The organism is Methylobacterium sp. Leaf91 (assembly GCF_001422815.1).
In the GTDB taxonomy this organism is placed as follows: Bacteria; Pseudomonadota; Alphaproteobacteria; order Rhizobiales; family Beijerinckiaceae; genus Methylobacterium.
Map to the genome: position 1 here is coordinate 125,248 of NZ_LMMP01000008.1, position 21,270 is coordinate 146,517.

The 21,270-nt window shown below is 66.3% G+C and carries 17 protein-coding genes and 2 pseudogenes; 17 read left to right on the forward strand and 2 right to left on the reverse strand.

Annotated elements, in window-relative coordinates; all coding sequences use genetic code 11:
- Nucleotides 1-192: 192 nt before the first annotated feature.
- The 4 genes from ASF32_RS08975 to ASF32_RS08990 all read left to right on the forward strand — a co-directional run bounded on the left by ASF32_RS08975 (nt 193) and on the right by ASF32_RS08990 (nt 4,815).
- Nucleotides 193-480 carry a DUF5681 domain-containing protein gene (locus tag ASF32_RS08975; protein WP_056426615.1) on the forward strand — a complete coding sequence of 96 codons (288 nt, stop codon included), beginning with the start codon at nt 193-195 and terminating at the stop codon, nt 478-480.
- Nucleotides 470-1,771: a PBSX family phage terminase large subunit gene (locus ASF32_RS08980; RefSeq protein ID WP_056426617.1), complete on the forward strand. Its 1,302-nt coding sequence runs from the start codon at nt 470-472 to the stop codon at nt 1,769-1,771. Before ASF32_RS08975 ends, ASF32_RS08980 begins: the two co-directional genes overlap by 11 nt.
- Nucleotides 1,768-3,729 (forward strand): portal protein, encoded by a 1,962-nt coding sequence (locus ASF32_RS08985; protein WP_156467741.1) that lies wholly within the window; start codon nt 1,768-1,770, stop codon nt 3,727-3,729. Before ASF32_RS08980 ends, ASF32_RS08985 begins: the two co-directional genes overlap by 4 nt.
- A gap of 63 nt (nt 3,730-3,792) precedes the next feature.
- The gene (locus tag ASF32_RS08990) at nt 3,793-4,815 is read left to right on the forward strand and encodes a hypothetical protein (RefSeq protein ID WP_056426623.1); all 1,023 of its coding nucleotides are present in this window, start codon (nt 3,793-3,795) and stop codon (nt 4,813-4,815) included.
- A gap of 271 nt (nt 4,816-5,086) precedes the next feature.
- On the opposite strand, the gene ASF32_RS08995 is transcribed toward ASF32_RS08990, so the two are convergent.
- Complete coding sequence (locus ASF32_RS08995) at nt 5,087-5,479, reverse strand: flagellar biosynthesis repressor FlbT (protein ID WP_082490393.1); 393 nt, start codon at nt 5,477-5,479, stop codon at nt 5,087-5,089.
- A gap of 220 nt (nt 5,480-5,699) precedes the next feature.
- Here ASF32_RS08995 and ASF32_RS09000 point away from each other — a divergent pair, with 220 nt between their 5' ends.
- From ASF32_RS09000 to ASF32_RS09055, 11 genes and pseudogenes are all read left to right on the forward strand, one after another.
- Entirely contained in the window at nt 5,700-7,418 is a 1,719-nt protein-coding gene (locus ASF32_RS09000) for a flagellin (protein ID WP_056426630.1), read from the forward strand.
- 625 nt (nt 7,419-8,043) lie between these two features.
- On the forward strand, nt 8,044-9,144 hold the full coding sequence (locus ASF32_RS09005; RefSeq protein ID WP_056426632.1) for a N4-gp56 family major capsid protein: 1,101 nt from the start codon (nt 8,044-8,046) through the stop codon (nt 9,142-9,144).
- 82 nt (nt 9,145-9,226) lie between these two features.
- Complete coding sequence (locus ASF32_RS09010) at nt 9,227-9,619, forward strand: hypothetical protein (RefSeq protein WP_056426636.1); 393 nt, start codon at nt 9,227-9,229, stop codon at nt 9,617-9,619.
- Nucleotides 9,620-9,682: 63 nt separating this feature from the next.
- On the forward strand, nt 9,683-10,324 hold the full coding sequence (locus ASF32_RS09015; RefSeq protein ID WP_056426639.1) for a hypothetical protein: 642 nt from the start codon (nt 9,683-9,685) through the stop codon (nt 10,322-10,324).
- 15 nt (nt 10,325-10,339) lie between these two features.
- Nucleotides 10,340-10,999 carry a hypothetical protein gene (locus ASF32_RS09020; protein WP_056426642.1) on the forward strand — a complete coding sequence of 220 codons (660 nt, stop codon included), beginning with the start codon at nt 10,340-10,342 and terminating at the stop codon, nt 10,997-10,999.
- A 3-nt stretch (nt 11,000-11,002) separates the two neighbouring features.
- On the forward strand, nt 11,003-12,496 hold the full coding sequence (locus ASF32_RS09025; RefSeq protein WP_056426646.1) for a hypothetical protein: 1,494 nt from the start codon (nt 11,003-11,005) through the stop codon (nt 12,494-12,496).
- Entirely contained in the window at nt 12,493-12,795 is a 303-nt protein-coding gene (locus ASF32_RS09030; RefSeq protein WP_056426649.1) for a hypothetical protein, read from the forward strand. Before ASF32_RS09025 ends, ASF32_RS09030 begins: the two co-directional genes overlap by 4 nt.
- Nucleotides 12,795-13,208 (forward strand): hypothetical protein, encoded by a 414-nt coding sequence (locus tag ASF32_RS09035; protein WP_056426653.1) that lies wholly within the window; start codon nt 12,795-12,797, stop codon nt 13,206-13,208. The genes ASF32_RS09030 and ASF32_RS09035 overlap by 1 nt, the downstream gene beginning before the upstream one ends.
- Nucleotides 13,208-13,690 (forward strand): annotated as a pseudogene (locus ASF32_RS26410) (hypothetical protein); the annotation flags it as partial. The gene ASF32_RS09035 and the pseudogene ASF32_RS26410, both read left to right, overlap by 1 nt.
- A gap of 1,119 nt (nt 13,691-14,809) precedes the next feature.
- Nucleotides 14,810-16,582: a hypothetical protein gene (locus tag ASF32_RS09050; RefSeq protein ID WP_056426662.1), complete on the forward strand. Its 1,773-nt coding sequence runs from the start codon at nt 14,810-14,812 to the stop codon at nt 16,580-16,582.
- On the forward strand, nt 16,582-19,848 hold the full coding sequence (locus tag ASF32_RS09055; protein ID WP_056426666.1) for a hypothetical protein: 3,267 nt from the start codon (nt 16,582-16,584) through the stop codon (nt 19,846-19,848). Before ASF32_RS09050 ends, ASF32_RS09055 begins: the two co-directional genes overlap by 1 nt.
- A 263-nt stretch (nt 19,849-20,111) precedes the next feature.
- Here the strand turns inward: ASF32_RS09055 and ASF32_RS09060 are convergent, their stop codons facing one another.
- Nucleotides 20,112-20,402, reverse strand: coding sequence for a hypothetical protein (locus tag ASF32_RS09060; protein WP_056426668.1), 291 nt, complete (start codon nt 20,400-20,402; stop codon nt 20,112-20,114).
- Between ASF32_RS09060 and ASF32_RS09065 the strand changes: the two genes are divergently transcribed.
- Both ASF32_RS09065 and ASF32_RS09070 read left to right on the forward strand, forming a co-directional pair.
- Nucleotides 20,401-20,637, forward strand: a complete 237-nt coding sequence (locus ASF32_RS09065; protein ID WP_056426672.1) for a hypothetical protein — start codon at nt 20,401-20,403, stop codon at nt 20,635-20,637. The genes ASF32_RS09060 and ASF32_RS09065 overlap by 2 nt on opposite strands.
- Before the next feature lie 194 nt (nt 20,638-20,831).
- Nucleotides 20,832-21,270 (forward strand): annotated as a pseudogene (locus ASF32_RS09070) (hypothetical protein); the annotation flags it as partial.

Here is a 21,270-nt window from a genome sequence, read left to right on the forward strand (position 1 = left end):
CTATAACGGGTCGGCATACATGTGCGCTTGGAAGCGTTCGCTCACCTGCTCGACTGAAGTGGTGGGCCATGCGCTGCGTATCACTGTGACGGGCGATGAGGACGAGGTTGAGAGGTTCGTGGCCGCGTGGCGGTACGTGCACGGTTTCGTCGTCTCTGAGCGTCCCAGGGACTGAGAACAGGACCCCTAACAATGGCTTTCCAGCCCGGTCAGAGTGGCAACCCTGGTGGTCGCCCGAAGGCCTCCGCGCGCGTCCGTGATGCCGCTCGGGTGCACACGGAAGCCGCCCTCGCGGTTCTCGTGGAGATCGCTCTCGAGGGCGAGAGCGAGGCTGCCCGTGTAGCCGCGGCCAACTCCATTCTCGACCGGGGCTATGGCAAGGCCACCCAGCCAGTCGACGGTGATGGCGACGGCGGGGAGATCCCGGTCGGCCTGACCGTCCAGTTTATCCGCCCGACGCCGCTGCCCGATGGCGATTGAGTTCCCGGAGAAGCTGGCGTTCTTGTTCGAGCCGGCCCGGTACAAGATCGCCTACGGCGGCCGTGGTGGCGCGAAGTCCTGGGGATTCGGGCGGGCGCTGCTGATCCAAGGCGCCCAGCGTAAGCTCCGGGTGCTTTGCGCGCGCGAGTTCCAGAACTCGATCGCGGAATCGGCGCATGCGCTGCTCGCCCAACAGATTGATCTTCTGGGGCTCGGGGCGTTCTACGAGGTCCAGGAAAAGCGCATCCTCGGCGCTACCGGCACAGACTTCATCTTCAAAGGGCTCCGGCACAACGTCGCCTCCGTGAAATCGACTGAGGGCGTTGATGTCTGCTGGGTCGAAGAAGCCCGCACCGTTTCAAAGGCTTCTTGGGACGTCTTGATCCCGACGATCCGGAAGCCGGGATCGGAGATCTGGGTCAGCTTCAACACCGAGTTGGCCGAAGACGAGACCTACAAGCGCTTCGTGAGGAAGCCGCCAACCGGCGCCCGCGTGGTCAAGATCGGATGGGAGGACAATCCGTGGTTCCCCGACGTGCTGCGTCAGGAAGCCTTGGACCTGAGGGCCCGTGATCCCATCGCCTACGAGACGGTCTGGGGCGGCCACTGCAAGCAGGTCCTCGACGGCGCGATCTACGCCAACGAGATCCTGGCGGCGAACAGTGCCGGACGGTTCGGCAAGGTGCCGTTCGATCCGTCGAAGCCGGTGCATACGTTCTGGGATCTGGGCCGGGCCGATAAGACCGCGATCTGGTTCGCGCAGGTCGTCGGCTTCGAGTTCCGGCTGATCGCCTATTACGAGAACCGCGGCCACGCGCTGCAGCACTACATCGACCAGCTGCGCACCGTCGCCGAGGAGCGCGGCTACGTCTACGGCGAGCACTGGCTCCCGCACGACGCGCGCAACGAGCTCCTCGCCTCGAAGCGCACCATCGAGCAACAAATGTGGGACGCCGGGCACCGTGTCCGGATCGTGCCGAAGCTGACGATCGCCGCCGGCATCGACGCGGCCCGCCTGCTCTTCTCGCGGTGCTGGTTCGACGAGGAACTATGCGCCGACGGCCTCCAGGCCCTGCGTAACTATCGCTACGACATCGACGACGCGACGCAGCAGTTCTCGAAGAACCCGCTGCACGATTGGGCCAGCCACGGCGCCGACGCCTTCCGCTACTTCGCGGTCGGGATCGCCGAGCCGCAGGCGCCAGCGAAGGCCGAGACCGGGCCACAAGATCGCTACGCGCGCATCAGGCGCCGCGCCTCGCAACCTTCAGGATCGGCATGGGCGACATGACGGACACCGACGCCGATCGCGGCACGACGCCCGGCGATGAGACCGCCACGCGCGAGAGCCGGGCGCTCGATCGCGACGCTCTGGCAGCTAAGCTCAAGGGCTGGTTTCGCGTTGATCGGGATGCCTCCTCGCGGTGGCGAGAAGAGGCGCGCGAGGACTATGACTTCGTGGCCGGTCGCCAATGGTCCGCCGCGGATGAGGCTGTCCTGCGCGAGCAGGGCCGTCCGCCGATCACGTTCAACCGCATGCTGCCGATCATCAAGGCGGTGGCGGGCTCGGAGGTGAATGCCCGCCTCGACATCCAATATCTGCCCCGTGAGATCGGAGACGCGGCCAAGAACGAGGTCCTGACCGAGGCCGGGCGCTACCTCGCTGATGAGGCCGAGGCGGAGGACGAGGAATCGGACGCCTTCGTCGACGTCGCGATCACCGGCATGGGCTGGGTGGAGATGCGGCTCGACTACGAGCTCGATCCCGATGGCGCCTATGTCGAGGACCGCGTCGACCCTCTCGAAATGGTCTGGGACTCGACGGCGCGGAAGCGGAACCTCTCCGACGCCCGCCGGATCTTCCGCGCGAAGTCGATGGACCGGGCCGAGGCCGAGGGACTGTTCCCCGATGCCGACCCGGCCGACCTCGATGCGGCCTGGGCCGAGGACCGCGACGGCGACCAGCATGCGGGCCTGCAGCCCGGTGACAGCCGCATCGACCGTCCCGGATCCGCGCAGGAAGGCACGTCGCGGGTGACCATCGTCGAATGCCAGTGGTGGGAGCGTCGCCGCGTTGTCGCCGTGACCGATCCCGGCACCGGTGAGGCGACCGAGATGGAGCCGGGCAAGGCATCCGTCCTGGTGCGCCGCGCGGCCGCCATGGGCATCACCCTGCAGACCCACAGCATCACCAAGCGCGTCTATCGCCGGGCCTTCATCGGCGGGACCGTGCTGGAAGAGGGCGAGGCCCCTGCCGGCGACCGCTTCTCCTACGCGTGCATGACGGGCGACCGCGACCACAACAAGGGGACCTGGTTCGGCATCGTCCGGATGATGAAGGACCCCCAGCGCTACGCCAATAAGTGGCTGTCCCAGACCATGGACATGCTGAACCGCCAGGCGAAGGGCGGCATCCTTATGGAAAAGGGCGCGGTCCCGGATCAGGCGGAGTTCGAGGCGAGCTACGCCAAGCCAGGCGCCGTGACCTGGGTCGAGGACGGCACGCTGATGAGCGGCCGGATGAAGGAGAAGCCCCTCCCGACGCTGCCCGCCGGCCATTACCAGCTCATGGAGTTCGCGATCATGTCGATCCGCGATTCCTCGGGCGTGAACCTCGAACTGCTCGGCCAGAAGCAACAGGAACAGGCCGGCGTACTGGAGTATCAGCGCAAGCAGGCCGCGATGACGATCCTCGCCACCTTGTTCGATTCCCTGCGCCGCGCGCGCAAGCATATCGGCCGGGTGCGGCTCTACTTCATTCAGAACTTCCTCTCGGACGGGCGCCTGGTTCGCATCGTCGGCGACGGCGCCACCCGCGTCGTGCCGCTGCTCCGGGATCGGACCCTCGGTGATTACGACGTCATCATCGACGACATGCCGTCCTCGCCGAACCAGAAGGAAGTGGTCTGGTCGACGTTCACCAGCGTCTTCCCGGTGATCAAGGACATGATCACCCCGCAGGTCCTCCTCGAGGTGCTGCCGTACTCGCCGTTCCCGGCCTCGTTCGTCGCGAAGATGCGCGAGCTGCTCGCGCAGGCTCCGACCGATCCGCAGGCCGAGCAACAGCAACAGGTCGCCATGCAGACCGCCGTGGCGAAGATCCAGGACCTCACCGCCGGCGCGAACCTGAAGCAGGCCAAGGCCCAGCGGGAATCGGCGCTGATCCAGCACGACCACATCGACGGCTTCGCGAAGGTGGCGGCCATGGCTGCCCCGCCCGCGCAGCCTGCCGGCCCTCTCCTGGCCTGATCCCGATCGCCCGGCCGGCGGCGTCATGCCGGCTTTCGTACCCTTCACGTCACGAGGACACCCATGAGCGACGATTTCAACGCCTCCGCAGACAGCGGCGACGCCTTCACGGCTGAAGAGCAGGCCGCCTTCGACGCCTACGCCTCCGGCGAGCCCGCTCCCGAGGCCGCTGGCGCCGCGGAGCCGGTCGCTGGTGGCGATGCCGCCCCCGATGCCGCCGCTGCCGCTGTACCCCCGGCCGAGGCCGCTGCACCGGGCGATGTCGTCGATACCGATGCCGAGGACGGCGACGCGGACCAGAACAAGGGCAAGTTCGTCCGCCATGGCGCGTTCCACCAGGAGCGCGAGCGCCGCAAGGCCGTCGAGCGCGAGCTGTCCGAACTGAGGGAGAAGCATGCGCGCGCCGATGAGCGGCTGCGCGTCTTCACCGAGACTGCAAAGCCTGCCGCTGCCGCCGCGCAGGCCGCTCCAGAGCCCGAGACGCCCCCGGACCCGAACGAGGACATCTTCGGCTACGCCAAGTACCTGGAGAAGCAGATCCAGGACATCCGCACCGGCCAGACCCAGATGACCGAGGCGCAGAAGGCCGAGCGCGAGGCACAGGCGCAGGAAGCCCAGCGCGGCGAGGTCCTGACCAGCTACCGCGGCGACGTCCAGCGCGTAATGGCCGCCCAGCCCGAGTTCGCGCAGGCCTACGAGCACCTGTTCCAGGGCCGCATTGCCGAGCTGAAGGTCTACGGCATGTCCGAGGCCGAGGCTGTAAAGGCGGTCCGCGACGACGAGTTCGGTCTCGTCCAGGCCGCCATTGCCGCCGGCCAGTCCCCGGCCGAGCGCATCCTGCAGCTCGCCAAGGTGCGCGGGTTCGCCCCGAAGCCGGCCGAGGCTGCCGCTGCCCCGGCCGAGAGCCCGGCGGCGAAGGCGGCGCGTATCTCCCGCGGTCAGGCTGCGAGCAAGTCCCTGTCGGCCGCTGGCGGAGCGCCTGCCGGCGAACTCACCCTCGAGATGCTCGCCGGAATGTCGGAGGCCGACTTCGACAAGGTCTCGGCGCAGAATCCGGCTCGCGTCCGCGCCCTGATGGGTGGCTGAGACTACGCCCTCATTCGAGGATGAGGACGTACCAACGTTGGAAGATTAGCTGGTCGCAAAATGGTTCACGCCTGGCGTTACCGATGCGACCACATTCCAAAAAGGGGTTGAATGTTGCAGTCTAAGGCCTGACGGATGCGGTTCATCAGCTTCCGCTTCCGGCTCGTCGCAGGCACTAAACGACCTTCTGGGAGCTAACCCTTTGAGGGCGTAACGGTTCGAGCCCGATCATCTCGTACAGGTAGCATGTAGCACCCAGGGCTGGTTGCCGTCAGCTGGCTTTAGCTGTTCCGAACTCAGCAGCCTCAATAGCCATCAATGCTTTGCCTTTCTTGAAAGCCATATGAGCCTTTTTTTCGCTTAGCAGGTTCTGGATTTCCAGGATTTGAGGCGAGACCGAAGGCATCCTCTGCAAAATTTGAACAGCCAGTTTCGAAAGCTCGTTAAGCTCATCGAATGGGTTTTCTTTAAGTACAATTTGTTGCAACATAAAAGCGAGCCGAGAGCATGGCAGGTATACTTCCCCTTCACTGACCATCTCGCTCTCGCGAAGAATGCGGCAGTGATTCTTGATAACTAAGCTTGTAGCTGATCCCGCATTGCAAATCTCAGCGCCGTTTACGAAAACAGTTTCGCCTGGCCTAATCGTAAGCTTTAATGCCATCACTCAACTCCTTTTGAGCTAATTATATCAATTCGCCAGATTCAGTGTTTGTGCCTCTCCAAGGTACCTATTACGGGTTAATGATGCATTAACTATACGACAGAAAGACGAGCGCGCTTCGGAAATGGGCGCATCACTTTAATGCCAGGTTAGGAAGTTGAGGGCCTTGGTGACATGCCTTCGAAATTAGAGGGTTCTCAGATCCAAAGGATCAAAATCAATGTCTTCCGGCATCACCCTTACCGCCGCGACCCGTCAGAACCTGCTCTCGCTGCAGGGCACGGCCGATCTGCTGACTCAGACCCAGAACCGTCTGTCGACCGGCAAGAAGGTCAACTCGGCACTCGACGATCCGACGAGCTTCTTTACTTCGCAGGCCCTGTCCGGCCGCTCGGGCGATCTCGGCTCGCTCCTCAACGGCATCTCGAACGGCGTCCAGACGATCCAGGCTGCTAACCAGGGCATCACCTCGATCCAGAAGCTGGTCGATTCCGCCAAGTCCACCGCCAACCAGGCGCTGGCCGACAAGAGCGCGACCACCAGCGGCACCCCCGCCACGGCGGCCGTGCTGACCGCCGGCGTAGGCTACCAAGGCAGCACCACGGCGGCTTCCGACGGAACCCAGAACTTTGCGTCGGTGGACGGTTCAGGGACGGATATCGGCTCTACTTTCACAATCTTCGATGGCACGAACACCTCCACGATCACACTCAATGCAAACACATTGGGCGGCCTTACGAGCAACCTCTCGAAGGTCAGTGCCGATACCGTCGTGACGGCCATCAACAACCAGATCGCCAATAGCGCGACCCCTGCCGCCGTGACGGCCTCCAAGACGACCGATGGCCGGATTGTCTTCACCTCCACGGACACGGGTTCCGATGCCGGCATTACCCTGACCAACACCGCTGGCACCGTCGATATTGGTTTCAGTGATTTCGCAACGGTGGCGACCGCTCAGACCGCAACTGGTTCGGACGCTAAGAACGGCGCCACAGCGGCAACTGCAGAAGGTGCAGCAGTTGCTGGTTTGGCGACCGGTGGTACCGGCCCTGACTTCACCGGCGCAGACGATGCGTCGTTCACTATCAAGCTCGGCGATGGCCCGGCCAAAAAGATCGAGCTGAACACTGCGGCGGATGCAACGCTCGGCGCAATTGATGATGCGAAAGCGACGGACCTTGCCACGGCAATCAACAAGCAGCTGAATGCTGATACGGGCTTCAAAGGTAAGGTCACTGCTGTTGGTGACGATACGACTGGTAAAGTGACCTTTACTTCGACGGCGACGGGATCGGATCAGAAGATCACGATCGATGCGTCTTCCGCGGCGACCAACACGGATATCGGTTTTGGTGCGGGTGCTACTGCAAAGCCAGTTGTGGCGAGCGGTGCTGGTTCTGCTAGTGGAACCAACGCCACCCGGACCTCGCTCGCCAAGCAGTTTAACACCCTGCTGGATCAGATCACCCAACAGGCAAAGGATTCGAGCTACAACGGCATCAACTTGCTGTACCGCTCGGGCACTGATGCCAAGGAAAACTCCTTGAAGGTGACCTTCAACGAGACGGGTTCGTCCAACCTGAACATCGAAGGCGCCAAGCTCGACTCCGATGGCCTTGGCCTCACCTCGATTACCGGTGGTTTCCAGTCAGACGACGAGATCAACAAGGCTCTGACGGCCATCACGGCGGCCACCAGCCAGCTTCGTGCCCAGTCCTCGACCTTCGGCTCCAACCTCTCGGTGGTGCAGAACCGTCAGGACTTCTCGAAGAACCTGATCAACATCCTTGACACCGGTGCAGCCAACCTGACGAACGCGGACCTCAACGAGGAAGCCGCCAACTCCCAGGCCCTGTCAACCCGCCAGTCGATCGGCATCTCAGCCCTCTCGCTGGCCAACACGGCCCAGCAGGGCATCTTGCAGCTCCTCCGCTAAGCGGATCAGCCGTCACGACAATGAGCGGCCGGGGGACACCCCGGCCGTTTTTAATTGAGATTGCAGAAACCCGCCTCTTACGTGCCGCTTAAGGGCATTTGCCCGGCGGATGTATGCGACGACCGTCCTCGGATCGCGGTAGCCCGATTATCCATAATCCGGGTCATGTCAGTACCGGAGTCGGTCGTAGTCAGGAGGTCGCCGGCGCGCAGGGTATCTACGTTGAAGGCGGATGCACCAGAGCGGGCATTTACGCCCGTGCGGCTTCCAGCAGTCGGATAAAACATCTCGCTTGACCCGACGGGCAATCTCCGCGCATTAGCTATCCGTCGCGAGACGCGCGAGCCCATCCGGGCCCTGCCCTCTCGTTTTTCCACCAACTCCCCGATCCGACGTCCGTCCGAAGCCCGCATCTCGCGGGCTTTTTGCGTTCGCCGGCCCGGTTCGCCTGATCGCACGGCACGCGATCCGCTCGGCCTCGTCACGGTCTTCGCCTGATCCCCGGCAAGGATCCCGTCCGACCACCGTCCCCAGCGGCACCATGGGGCCCGGCTTCCGTCCGCGCGGCGACGCACAGCCCGCAACGTACCCCTATCCCCCGGACACAAGCCCAGAAGGCACCCCCATGTCTTACACCGCATTTGCCGTGAACGACCCCCTGGCCGTTAAGCTGTGGTCGAAGAAGCTCGCCACCGAAGCGAACAAGTCGATCGACATCGACCCGCTCATCGGCGAGGGCGACGGCTCCATCATCCAGGAGAAGACCGAGACCAAAAAGGGCAACGGCGACCAGGTCACCTTCGGCCTGCGCATGCAGCTCAAGGGCGACGGCTTCTCCTCCTCCGACGTTGCCGAGGGCAACGGTGAGCAGCTCGGCACCAACTCCGACAAGGTCACCATCGACGAGCTCGGCCACGTGGTCGGCTGCAAGTCCGAGCACACCATCGACGCCCAGCGCGTGCCCTTCAACCTGCGTGAGCAGGGCCGCGCCGGTCTCGCCGACTGGTTCCAGACCCGCAAGACGGTGTCGTTCTTCAACCACGTCTGCGGCTTCACCCCCGTGAACGGCCTGGCCAACGGCAAGAAGTTCAGCGCCAACAACGCTGTCACCGCCCCGTCCGTCGGTCGCATCTTCCGCCCGAACGGCCGCGCCAACGATGGCGCCCTCGTCGCGGGCGACATCATGACCCTCGACCTCATCGACAAGGCCGTCGAGCTCGCGAAGACCGGCGGCTCCACCGGCAAGGTCATGATCCGTCCCATCGTGGTCAACGGCCGCAAGGTCTACGTGATGTACCTGCACTCGACGCAGGTCACCTCGCTCCGGACCAACACCGCCGCGGGCCAGTGGCTCGACATCCAAAAGGCTGCGATGGCCGGCATGGAATCGTCCAAGTCCCCGATCTTCTCGGGTGCGCTCGGCGAGTACAACAACGTCGTGCTCCGCGAGGCGCAGGACGTCACCGCCGGCGTGTCGCCGGACGGCAAGACGGCTGTGCCGCTCACCCGCCGCGCCGTGCTGCTCGGCGCGCAGGCCGCGACCATCGCCTATGGCAAGGCCGGCGGCGAGACCCGCTACCGCTGGAACGAGGAGCTGCTCGACCACAAGCGCAACCTCGAAGTCTCGGCCTGGGCGATCTGGGGCATGAAGAAGACGACCTACAACGGCGACGACTTCGGCACGATCGTCATCCCGACCTACGCCAAGCCCGCCGACGCCGCCTAAGCGGCCTCTCCTGACTGAACCGGTGCGCGGGGCCTGACGGCTCCGCGCCTTCGTCTCATCCCCCATCCTGAGAGGGCCCGACATGGCCACCAACGTCACCCCCGTGCGCCCGGCCGCGCGCGAACTGCGTGAGCAGGTCGTTCACACCATCCGCCGCACCGTCACCTTCGCCGACGGCGCCTTCGCCTTCCCGGCCTCCCTGCCGGACGGCGCCCTGATCAGCCGCACCCTCGTGCTGATCGAGACTGCGTTCACCGCCGGCACCACGCTCACCGTCGGCACGACCGTCGGCGGGAACGACATCGTCGCCGCGGCCGATTCCGCTGCAACCGCCGCCGGCGCCAAGCGCCCCGATACCGGTACCGTCAAGGGCCGCCTCGTCGGTGACACCGTGCTGTACGGCACCGTCACCGGCGCCCCGGCCGCCGGCGTCGCCACCATCGTCATTGAGTACGTCCCGAACAACGACGCCTGATGCTCGTGGCGGCGGAGCCCAGCGCTCTGCCGCCGCACCTGTCCACGAATCCGAGGGTCGCCAATGCCGAACGCGCAAGGGAAACCGACGCTCGGCGACCTCATCGACGAGATCGAGGACGACATCGAGCGGTCGGACCTCGGCCGTCAGATCGAAATCGCGATCAGTCGGGCGATCCGGCACTACCAGCCGGAGCGGTTCTTCTTCAGCGAGCGGATCCTGACCTTCGAGACCCTGGCCGGGACTGACGTCTATTTCGGCGGCGATGCACCGGACATCCCGGACCTGCTCGCCATCGACAGCCTGGTGCGGATCGAGAACGGCCAGACCTATCCGCTGACCCGCATCTCGGAATCGACGATCGAACGTAGGGACGATCCGGCGAGCGCCTCGCAGCCCTGCGCCTATTCCTACTTCGACCGCAGCATCCGGCTCTGGCCGATGCCGTCAGACGCGTGGACGATCCGTCTCGCCGCCCACGTGCTCGTTCCAGCCCCTTCCCAGAGAGACGAGACATCGCCCTGGGTCGATGAAGCCTCCGACCTCATTGCTGCGCGCGCCAAGCAGCACCTCGGACTCAACACCCTTCGCGACCCTGCCTTCGCCAAAGCGCAGGGCCTCCTCGTCTCGGATGCGTTCCGCTCGCTGCGAGGCCGGTCAAACCGCATCGCATCGACCGGACAAATCCGGGCTTACCACCTCTGACCCGGAGACCATCTCATGGCCGCTCTCCCCGCCATCATAGATTACGACAGCCTCGTTCTGAACGTCTCGGACTATATCGCTCGAAACGACCTCGAGGATTACTACCCGACCTTCATCCAGCTGACCGAGAACCGCCTGAACTCGGCGCTCAAGGTGCCGGGCATGGAGACCGAAGCGACCCTGACGCTGGGCGTCGACGGTACCGTGGCGACCCCGGCGACCTACGTCGAATGGATCATGGTCAACTGGAAGGCGGCTCCTGCCGGTCGTGTCCAGCGCCTTCGGTATGTCGAGGCCAACAGCCCCGAGTTCACCCATCGCTTCCGCCCGAACGGCGCTCCGATGTATTACACCGTCGCCGGCGGCAAGATCCGGACGGCTCCCGGTCGCGCCGGGACCATCGACGCCGTGTTCTATCAGCGTGTTCCGTCCCTGACGCCGACGGCTCAGACCAACTGGCTGATCCAGAAGGCGCCGCAGCTCTACCTCTACGGGGTGATCGCCGAAGCATACTCGTTCCAGAAGGACGAGGCCCGCGCCGGTGAGTGGCTGAAGAACGCCGACGACCGTCTGAAGCTCTTCATCGAAGAGTCGAGCGGTGTGAAGGTCGGACGCCGCGCCGAGCGCGCTGCCGAAGTCGAGGCCGAGCTCATTGCCTCCAAGGGGCTGAACTAAGCCATGGCTGATGCCCCCATCCGCGTCGGGCTGGCACCGTTCGCCCCCGACGTCGCCTCGCTCGACGCTTCGGTGACGGCGGTGGCGACGAACACGGTGCCGCGCGCCGATGGATGGGGGCCGTTCGCCTCGCCCGTTCCGATCTCCCTCCCCCTGCCGGCCGATTGCCTCGGTGCCATCGAGGTGAAGTCGCCGGCCTTCGGGTTCCCGGTCTACTTCGCCGGGACCCGGACGAAGCTCTATCGCTACAACCTCGGCTCGTCGGGCTGGGATGACGTGTCGAAGCCGGGCGCGACCTACAGCATCCCGCCGGGCGATTACTGGTCGTTCGCGGTCTACGGCAGCCGCCTGCTCGCCACCACGCTCGGAACGGCCGTCCAGGTCATCGACGTCGACAGAGGCAAGCAGTTCCAGGATCTCGGAGGCAGCCCGCCCCGTGCCCGCCACGTCGGCGTCGTCGGCGAGTTCGTCGTGCTGGCAGGCTTGGCCGCCGACCCGAACTCGGTGGACTGGTCGGACCTCGGCAACATCGAGTTCTGGCAGCCCGGCGTCGGCGGCGGTCACACCTCGGACCTGCAGATCTTCCCCGACGGCGGCGCGGTGACGGGCTTTGCCGGCGGTGAGTTCGGCATCGTGTTCCAGGAACGGGCAATCCGCCGAATGGTGTTCGTTCCGAACTCGGCCGAGGTGTTCGGGTTCGAGGTCTACGAGGAGAACAGGGGTGCGGTGGCGCCCTGGTCCCTCGCCAAGGTCGGCCCGCGCGTGTTCTTCCTCGATCGCGACGGATTCCACCTGTTCCAGGGCGGTGGCTCGACGCCGATCGGTGCGGAGCGGGTGAACCGGTTCTTCCTCGATCGCGTCGACCCGAATGCGGTCGCCTCGGTCGTGGCCATTCGCGATCCTACCGGCCCGCGCGTCATGTTCGCCTATCGTAGCAGGACCGCGAGCGCGTCGGATCCGACGCTCCTCGATGAGGTCCTGCTCTACGACTGGCTGCTCGACCGCTGGTCGTTCATCGCCATGCCGGTGCGGTTCGGGCTTGTCGCCGCGACGCCAGGCGTCTCCATCGACAACATCCCGGGCTCCCTCGACGATCCGGGGCAGAAATCCCTCGACGACCCATCCTATGCCGGGGGCGCGCCCTCGCTTGGCGTCATCACCGGCGCGAACCGGCTGGCACTTCTCAACGGGCCGGCGCTCCAGGCGACGTTCGAGACGGCGGAGGCGATGATCTCCCGTCCGGATCGGACCTTCATCGACGGTGTGCGCCTTGATAGCGACGCCGACGACTGGCGCATCGCGGTCGGCGGGCGCGAGAATGCCGGTCAATCGACCCCGGTCCGCTACCGGCCCGAGACGGCTCCCACGGTGGAGCGCCTCGCCCCCTGCCGTTCGTCAGCCCGCTACCACCGGGCCCGCATCCGCATCCCCGCCGACACGCCGTGGAGCTACGCCTCCGCGATCGAGCCGCATGCACGGCGAGAGGGCTCGCGATGATCGTCCCGGGTAAGAACGAGACACGGCTCGACCGGATCATCCAGGCGATCAGTGAGATTGCCAGCGGCGGTTCGAACGCGATCGGCAAGAGCGCCGTGACCCTCGCCCCGGGCCTTGAAACGACAGTGGTCGACCCGCTTTGCACCGAGGGCACGCTCGTCGTGCCGGTACCGATGTCAGCATCCGCCGCGGCGTCCGGCATCTTCCTGAAATCCACGGCGCGCGGATCGTTCGTGCTCGGGCACGGTGTGTCTTTCGCCGATGACCGCGTCGTCCGCTACGAGCTCCGGCGCCCCTGATGCAGCTTCTTCCCGTCGATCATGCCGACCTCGCGAGCGCGTGGGCGGTGGCGGAGCCGTGGCTCSCCCGCGCCTGCGCCCGTCCGGGCTGCGACCTGTCGATCGAGGATCTGCACGGCCTCGTCGAGGTCGAGGCTGCGCTCCTGGTGCTGATCCTGGGCGATGACGGCACGCCGATCGGCGCGGGCGTCACTCAGGTGCGTGAGATCGCCGGCGGCGGGCGATCCTGCTGCGTCCTCGCCACCGGCGGGACCGACGTTCGTCGCTGGCGCGAGATCATGGCCCAGATCGAGGCCGGTGCCTCGCGCAATGGCTGCGAGCGTGTCGAATTCGTTGGCCGGGTCGGATGGGCTGCACTGCTCCCCGACTACCAGGTCGACGCCTATTACTCGAAACAGTTGCGGGTGGCCTGATGAGCGGCGGCGGAACGAAGACCACCACGACCACGCAGAACACGAAGTCCGATCCGTATGCCGCGGCGGTCCCGTCGCTGCAGAAGATCATCGATTCCGGTAATGCCGCGTTCGATTCCGGTGTCGGCTCGCAGGTCTATACGGGCGAGCGCGTCGCCGGCCTCGGTCAGACCACGCTGGCCGGCCTGGACAGCATGAAGGCCAATGCCAGCGGCGCCACGGGCGCGGCGCAGGCGGGCAACAGCTTCCTCGGCTCGCTGCTGGGCAATGGCGGCTCGACCGCCGGTACCCAGAGCGCAGCCGCGCAGCTCGGCGGGGTGAAGACCAACGTCGACACGGGCGGCGTCGCCTCTGCCGCGTCGAAGCTCTCCGACCCGAACAGCCTGGCGCAGACCACCGGTTCGGCGCTGGCCGGCGGGACCTACGGCACCGACACGTCGGCCATGAAGGCGCTCGCCGACAGCGTGGCGGGCGGGCCGTCTNCTGGCGCAGACCACCGGTTCGGCGCTGGCCGGCGGGACCTACGGCACCGACACGTCGGCCATGAAGGCGCTCGCCGACAGCGTGGCGGGCGGGCCGTCGCAGGTGAAGTCGTCGCTCCTCGACGTCGCCAACGGGAAGTATCTCGGCGGAGCGAACCCCTATCTCGACGACATTCTCGGCCGCTCGAGCGCGGAAGCCGCATCGAAGGTCGGGCAACAGTTCGCCGCCTCGGGTCGGTATGGCTCGGGCCGGTTCGCCGCCGCGACCGCCGATGCCGTCGCCAATGTCGAGACCCAAGCCCGCTATGCCGATTACGAGGCCGAACGCGGGCATCAGGCGCAGGCCGCCTCCGCGATCGACGCGGCTGAGAACGCGCGGGCCGGGACTGCCGGCAACCTCTACCAGGGCATCGCCGGGATCAACACGGGCAACGGCAGCCTCGCCGCGACCGGTGCGAACCTGTCGCTGAACGCGAACCAGGCCGGGCTTGCCGGCGCCAACGCGCTGGCCAACCTCCAGGGCTCGAACGCCGATCGCTCGCTCACGCAGGCTGGCGCGCTCCTGTCAGCGGCTCAGAGCGACCGCGCCGCCGGCATGGCCGGCATCGGACAGGTCCAGACGGTCCAGGACAACCTTCTGGCGCCCGGSCGCACATTGGCGGGMATCGGTGCCGTCGAGGACCAGGCGAAGCAACAGCAGCTCGCGGCTCTGCAGGACCTCTTCAACGAGCAACAGGCGGCACCCTGGCGTCAGGTCGGGCTTNATCGGTGCCGTCGAGGACCAGGCGAAGCAACAGCAGCTCGCGGCTCTGCAGGACCTCTTCAACGAGCAACAGGCGGCACCCTGGCGTCAGGTCGGGCTTCTGTCCGGCGTTGCCCTGCCGGTCGCCGGCGCAGGCGGCACCTCGACGGGAACGACCGAACAGAGGACGCCGCAGCCCAGCCTTCTGCAGCAGCTGCTCGGCGGCGGACTGGCCATCGCCGGCACCGCCTCGAAATTCATCTAAGGANGGAACGACCGAACAGAGGACGCCGCAGCCCAGCCTTCTGCAGCAGCTGCTCGGCGGCGGACTGGCCATCGCCGGCACCGCCTCGAAATTCATCTAAGGACCGGCCGTCATGAGCGCAGGCATTCCCTACGGCCTTCCTCCCGGCTTCCGGGCTGTGCCGGGTATCGTCACCGACCAGGACAGGTATCCTGGTCTGCTGCAGCCTTCCATTTTCGATCCAGCCGCTCCGGCATCGCTCATGAACGTGGATGAGCGCACCGGCTCTGCCAGCGCGCCGGCTGGGCAGGCACCGGCTGTCGCGACGAGTGAAGCTCCCCTTCAGCGTCCGCCCTTCGGGTTCGGTCCCATGGGCGTTCCAGATGTCGTTCCAGCCGCGCCCGTCGCGAACTCGGGTATTCCTTCGTTCGGCGTGGGCTCGAATGCGCCTGATCTGCCGGCCATGCCCGCGCCTCAGGCAAGCGCGGCGCGGCCTATGCCGGCGAGCCCCTCACTTCGTCCGATGCGCTCGGCTCCAATGCCACCTCCGCGTCCGTCCGACATGCCGGCGCCCGAGGCGGTACCGACCGCCGGCACCATGCCGGCTCCTGCCGCTGCGCCGTCAGCGTCGCCCATCGCCGACGGTGGCTTCGACTTCGGCGGCGCGCTGAAGCGATTCACGGATCGCGGTGGCAGTGACCTCCTGGTCGGCCTGGGCACCGGGCTCATGTCGACCCCCGGCTTTGGTAACGGCCTCGCCGCCGGCTTCCAGAACGCGCAGAAGGCGGAGCAGCAACGCGCCGTCACCGGGCTCGCGCAGGCCGAACTCGGGATCAAGCAGCGCAAGCTCGCGCAGGAAACGGCTGCGCTCAGCGGGAACGCTTCCGTCATCAAGCGGGCATTCCCGAGCCTGTCCGATGCCGAGGCTGCGTCCGCCGGGGCGAACAGCAGCTTGGTGACGGAAGCGTACAAAATCCTGCGCGACCCGAACCACGGAAAGGGCATCCCGCCCAACTACCGCCAGCGCGCCGACGGCCAGGGGTATGAGCCGATTCCCGGCAGCGAGGCGGACCCGGCGACGAAGGAATCCATGTCGGCCGCAGCCGCGCGAGGTGCCGCCTCCGTCAAGCCCGATGAGAAGTTCAACCTGATCCCCGATGCGGAACGGGCCGCACTCGGACTGCCGGCCGGCGCTTACCAGCGGGACTCGTCGGGCAAGATCAGCCCAATCAATTCGACTGGCACCACCATCAACATGGGCGGTGAAAAGGCTTACGACGCAGAGGTCGGTAAATCATACGCGAAGCAGTTCACTGACTTTCAGACATCTGGGCGGAACGCGGGTGCAAAGCTCAATTCTCTTGCGCTCATGGAACAACAGATGACGAAGCCGGACTTCTACTCTGGTCTGGGCGCCGAGAACGTGAAGAGGCTGAACCAGTTCCTCGGTGTCGTAGGCATCAAAAACCCTGCTGCCGCTTCGCCCGCCGAGGTGGTAGATGCACTGTCTAACCAAGTCGTCATGGATCAGCTCGGCGGGTCGTTGGGCGCTGGTATCTCGGACAGCGACCGCAAAGCCATCGCCCTCATCGGCCCTGGCATCGCGAAGACCCCGGAGGGTAATCGGCAGTTGATCGGGATCTACCGCTCCATTGCGCAGCGCGAGCAGGAAATCTCCCAGATGGCTCGTGACTATGCCAAGGCGAACGGCGGTCGCATCGACGCCGGCTTTGATGATCGGGTCGCGCAGTTTGGTCTAGCCAACCCGCTCTTCCCCGCCGCGCAGGCAAACGCCACGGCTCAATCTGACGGCAAGGCTGGTCCGGTGGCGACACCTGCCGCCGGGACCGCGCCGCGAGGCGGGACGCGCCGCGTGTTCGATCCCGCTACGGGGAATTTCCGCTGATGCCCGACATCGAAATCGAAGGCCCAGACGGCGACGTTTTCGCTTTCCCCGAGGGGACTGGCGATGGCGTGATGCGCACGGCGCTGCTCAAGCACTATCAGGGCGCTGCAAAGGCGAAAACCGATCTGCCCACGGCTGGGTTGGCCGGCGACGGCGCTGCCGCCATCGGGCGCGGTCTCGTGAACGGCGTGCCGGTGGTCGGCCCCTACCTGCTCGGCGGGCTGAACCGCGGCGTCGCGGCCGTTCGCACCCTGCAGAACGGTACGACCTTCCCCGAGGAGCTGAAGCGGGTCGAAGGATTCGGCGAGCGCACCGCCGCCGAGAACCCGATCGCCTCGACGGCGGGTGAGATCGGCGGCGGCGTGGTCGGTACCCTGCCGCTCGTTGCGGCGGCGCCGGCGGCCTTCGGTGCGGGTACGGGTGGCCTTGGGATTCGGACACTGGCTTCCGCTGGGAGTGGGCTCAGTATCGGTGCGGCAGATTCCGCGGTTCGAAGCTCCGGAGACATCGGTGAGATAAAATATGGTGCTCTCGTCGGTGGCGGTCTCGGCGCAGCTGGCCCGGTGGCGGGCAAGCTCGTCGGGAAGGCGGTGTCTGCCGTGCGCGGGGGTGGACCGGGCGAGAACGTCTTGCGCGAGGCCGTCGAAGGTCTGTCGGAGGCGGAACTCGCCTCGGCGCAGCACATCATCGAGCAGGGCCGCCAGTTGCCCGGCGGCGGCGTCGGCGTCACCCTCGACGAGGCCTTGAACCGCGCGACCGATGGACGAGCCGTGCGCGCTTCCCAGCTCGCCCGCGTCGTCGCCAATTCCGGCGGTGAGGGCGGCCGGCTCATGAACGAGTTCTACGCCGCCCGTCCGGCCTCGATCGACAACGTCGCCCGGTCGGCCTTCGACGCAATCGGTCCGCAGAACCCCGCGCCGTCCGGCCTCGGTCTCGACCTTCAGTCGGCTGCACGTGCCGGTGTGGCTCAAACCCCCGAAGGCATGGCCTTGGCACAGGCACGCGCCGCTGTCGGTCCGCGTGTGACCGACGATGGTGCCGGGCGGGTCATCCAGCCCGAGATGCGTGGTGTGGTCGATGCGCGCGAGGCTGCCCGCAAAGCGCAGGCGGACATCGACTATGCGGCGGCGCGAAACGCCCCCGAGAACGTCGGCATCGAGCGTACCGTCGCGGTAGAGCGTCCTGGCGAGCCCATCGTCACGCAGCCGGCGTTCTCGCGTCCGCAGTTCGAGCCGGGTGCGCCTCGTCCCGCCGAGGCATTCGAGCGGCCCAGCGTGATCGGGGACGATCCGAACGGCGTCAGCCTCGCCCGCTTCATTGCGCAGAACGGCGGCTTGCGCCTGGATGGGGATGCGGCGGCGACCGACCTGCATCGCTTCATGGTGCCCGGTATCGGCAAGGTCGCGCGTCCGGACGGCAAGGGTCTCGACAACTTCTGGCGCGAGCGGCTGATCGAGGAGGGTTACTTCCGTCCCGATGCCGATGGCGGCATGGCACGTGACATCTCTTCCGAGCTGTTGCGCAAGCTACAGAACGAGCAGCGCGGCGTGCCCTCCTACCCGCTCGATAGCGCTGGCCGTCCGAAGGGGCGTGCGCCTGGTGGTCAGGCGGCGGACGAGTATGCGAACGCCCGGTCGCTGGCCGAAAGCCGCTTCGACGAGGACCTTGCCCGCGTCGAGGTCGACCCGAAGGGCATTCACCCGGACATCCGCGAGCGCGTCGTCGGCGCGCTGATGCGCGGCGAGGAGACGGACCCGCTCGCCGCCTACGAGCGCACTGTCGGTGCGATGAAGGGACCGCTCGACCCCTACGTGAAATCGACCACCGTCACTGAGACGATTCCCGACGTGCGGTTCGGTCAGGTGAACCCGCAACCGGCTCTCGACGCCATTGCGGAGCAGAGCCGCTTCGCCAAGGGTGACGTGCGCGGTGCGCTCAGCGGTGCGCGCAAGGATCTGTACGAGCCCGGCGGCGCCCAGCTCGACATGTCAGTCGAAGGTAACCTGAAGGCTCGCGAGCGGCTCGACCACCGCATCCAGGCGGCACTGCGCGATGGCGACGCTACGCAGGTCCGAGATCTGCAGATCTCGCGCTCGGCCCTCGACGCCCAGCTGAAGGCCGTTCCCGAGGTGGCGACGGCCGACGCGAACTTCGCGGCGAACTCCCGCCCCTTGGAGCCCTTCGCCCCCAACACCCCGCTCGGCCGCGTCGTCCAGCAGGATCCGCTCACCGGTCGCATGGCGACACCGACGGAACAGGTGCCGACCCATATCCAGGGCGCATCGGCGGCGCGCGAGTTCCTGGCGAACTCGACGCCGGCGGCGCGGCAGGCTTACGAGGGCCGTGTCGCGACGAAGATCCTCGATAGCGCTTCGGATGCGCGCGGGAACATCGACCCGGACAAGCTCAGCGTTCTCCTGCGCGATCAGGCGGACGTGCTCGAGCAGATGCCGGACGTCTTCCACCGCGTCGAAGCGGTCGTTCGTGCCCGCGACGGGCTGGCCCGCGTCGAAGCTTCGCCGCTCGGACGCATTGCAGATCGTCCGGACGTCGATGCCGCCATTCGGTCCGTGTTCGCCTCGAACCCGAAGCCCGGTAGCCACGGCGAAGTGGCGCAGGCGATGACGGCGCTGGTCAAGAACCGGCCCACGGCCGCGCGCGACCTCGCCCGCATCTACCTCGAATCCACCTTCAACGAGGCGACGCAACAGTCGAAGGGACTGGCGGCGCAGTATGGCGGCGCAGGTTTCGCCTCGGGCGTTCGGGGCAACGTTCAGCAGCGCCAGAACCTCGAGGCCGTGATCCGCGCCCTGCCGGAGGGTGAGACCATCCTGAAAGGGATGGACAACCTTCTCTCGACCCTCGAAGCCACCGGGTACCGCCCGAATAAGGGGTCAGACACTGCCTTTAACCAGGCGATCCAGGTCCAGTTGAAGAGCGGGAAGACGCAGCTCGGCCAAGCCGTTGCGGACGTCGCCACGGGCGCAGCGGCCGGTGCCGGCGTCGGCGGGTGGAGTGGGGCTGCCGGCGGTGCCGTCCTCGGTCTGAAGCGCGGCGTCGGTGACGCCATGTTGCAGGCTCGGATGATGGGAAATGGTGAGGCCATCGCCCGAATGCTGACCGATCCGAAGGCACTGCCGGACCTGCGCGCCTTGGCCCGTTCGCCTGTCGGCAGCAAGAACGCGGAGGCCTTCACGCGCCGGCTGCTTACGCTCTCGAACGGTGGCGCCGCTCCAACCCGCGATGTTTCAGCGGCGCAGCGTTAGGCGCTTCATTCGGCCGCTTTCGTCTCGGGGCCATAAACCAATGATGGAGCAAACTGCCCCTACACCGAGAATGATAAGCAGAGACGGCAATTCGCCGAAAGTCGCCCCAAGCCATTGGTTGAATGGCGGTACGATCCGCCTCAACACCCATCCGACCGCCAGCATGACGGCGGTGAACAGGACGAGCGTGAGGGCGACTTGAAGCCAGCGGGGCATGGCGGGACGATAGCAGCGCGCCCCGTCGCGGAATAGCGGATTAGGTCTCAGCGGTGCGATACCTGGACCGTTCTGATCTCGGAGTGCCCGCACTCCACGCATTTCCATGTATCCGTCCGCCGCTGGTTTTCCTCCGGTCCCACTGGCCTCCCGGCCTTGTCGAGCCGCATCGCCAGCGCACCACACTTCGGGCACCCTTCGCCCGGCATGCGCTCCAGGCGCTTCTCCAGTGCAGCAATGCGCTCGTTGGCCTCATCGAGCTTCGCTGGGAGTTCGCCAAGGCGTTTCCACACTGGTATCCTGTCCAGCAAGTCGAGCAGATCCTTGGTGCTGAACATGGCAAATCCCAACCTCGATGCCGTCGCCTTTCAGCACGGCACCTCCAGTTTGACGCGCTTCCCTCCGAACGTCGAGGTGATCCGGGTTGAGGTGTCTGGGCCGACAGCCTGGTTGGTCGCCCGCCGCAACGACGTTGAGATCCGCTTCCCGCTCGCCGGCGAGGATTGCCGTTTCCTGGCCAGCCAGCTCCAAGCCGCGGGCGAGGTGATCGGGGATCGCGTTCAGCCCACTTGACCCGACGGGCGAAACGCCCGAAACAGCCACTGTCAGGCGCCACGCGCGCCAGACCCGAGGGCCGCTCCGCAAGGGCGGCCTTTTGCATGTCCGGAGCCTGCCATGAACGACGATCTGCGCTCCGCGATCATCGCGACGGCNCAGACCCGAGGGCCGCTCCGCAAGGGCGGCCTTTTGCATGTCCGGAGCCTGCCATGAACGACGATCTGCGCTCCGCGATCATCGCGACGGCCGGGCGGATCGGCGCGGACCCGGTCGACCTCGCCACGACGATTTCCTACGAGACCGCCGGCACGTTCGACCCCTGGAAGGCCGGCCCGACGACGCAGTGGGGCCAGCATCGCGGGTTGATCCAGTGGGGCGAGCCCCAGCGCGCCAAGTACGGTGTCACGCAGGATATGCCGGTCGCGGCGCAGGTCGATGCCGCGGGGAATTACCTTGTCGATGCCGGCTTCAAGCCGGGGATGGGGCTCCTCGATCTCTATTCGGCGGTGAACGCGGGCAAGGTCGGCCGCTACAACGCCAGTGACGCCAACAACGGCGGGGCGCCTGGGACTGTCGCCGACAAGGTGAACAGCCAGATGGGAGCGCACCGCGCGAAGGCGACGGCGTTCCTTGGGGGCGAGTTCAAAG

What these genes read in the sequence shown, in the direction of transcription:
- ASF32_RS08975 (WP_056426615.1), top strand. Translation starts at nt 193, where the DNA reads ATGGCTTTCCAGCCCGGTCAGAGTGGCAACCCTGGTGGTCGCCCGAAG.
- ASF32_RS08980 (WP_056426617.1), top strand. Translation starts at nt 470, where the DNA reads ATGGCGATTGAGTTCCCGGAGAAGCTGGCGTTCTTGTTCGAGCCGGCC.
- ASF32_RS08985 (WP_156467741.1), top strand. Translation starts at nt 1,768, where the DNA reads ATGACGGACACCGACGCCGATCGCGGCACGACGCCCGGCGATGAGACC.
- ASF32_RS08990 (WP_056426623.1), top strand. Translation starts at nt 3,793, where the DNA reads ATGAGCGACGATTTCAACGCCTCCGCAGACAGCGGCGACGCCTTCACG.
- ASF32_RS08995 (WP_082490393.1), bottom strand. Translation starts at nt 5,479, where the DNA reads ATGGCATTAAAGCTTACGATTAGGCCAGGCGAAACTGTTTTCGTAAAC.
- ASF32_RS09000 (WP_056426630.1), top strand. Translation starts at nt 5,700, where the DNA reads ATGTCTTCCGGCATCACCCTTACCGCCGCGACCCGTCAGAACCTGCTC.
- ASF32_RS09005 (WP_056426632.1), top strand. Translation starts at nt 8,044, where the DNA reads ATGTCTTACACCGCATTTGCCGTGAACGACCCCCTGGCCGTTAAGCTG.
- ASF32_RS09010 (WP_056426636.1), top strand. Translation starts at nt 9,227, where the DNA reads ATGGCCACCAACGTCACCCCCGTGCGCCCGGCCGCGCGCGAACTGCGT.
- ASF32_RS09015 (WP_056426639.1), top strand. Translation starts at nt 9,683, where the DNA reads ATGCCGAACGCGCAAGGGAAACCGACGCTCGGCGACCTCATCGACGAG.
- ASF32_RS09020 (WP_056426642.1), top strand. Translation starts at nt 10,340, where the DNA reads ATGGCCGCTCTCCCCGCCATCATAGATTACGACAGCCTCGTTCTGAAC.
- ASF32_RS09025 (WP_056426646.1), top strand. Translation starts at nt 11,003, where the DNA reads ATGGCTGATGCCCCCATCCGCGTCGGGCTGGCACCGTTCGCCCCCGAC.
- ASF32_RS09030 (WP_056426649.1), top strand. Translation starts at nt 12,493, where the DNA reads ATGATCGTCCCGGGTAAGAACGAGACACGGCTCGACCGGATCATCCAG.
- ASF32_RS09050 (WP_056426662.1), top strand. Translation starts at nt 14,810, where the DNA reads ATGAGCGCAGGCATTCCCTACGGCCTTCCTCCCGGCTTCCGGGCTGTG.
- ASF32_RS09055 (WP_056426666.1), top strand. Translation starts at nt 16,582, where the DNA reads ATGCCCGACATCGAAATCGAAGGCCCAGACGGCGACGTTTTCGCTTTC.
- ASF32_RS09065 (WP_056426672.1), top strand. Translation starts at nt 20,401, where the DNA reads ATGGCAAATCCCAACCTCGATGCCGTCGCCTTTCAGCACGGCACCTCC.
- ASF32_RS09060 (WP_056426668.1), bottom strand. Translation starts at nt 20,402, where the DNA reads ATGTTCAGCACCAAGGATCTGCTCGACTTGCTGGACAGGATACCAGTG.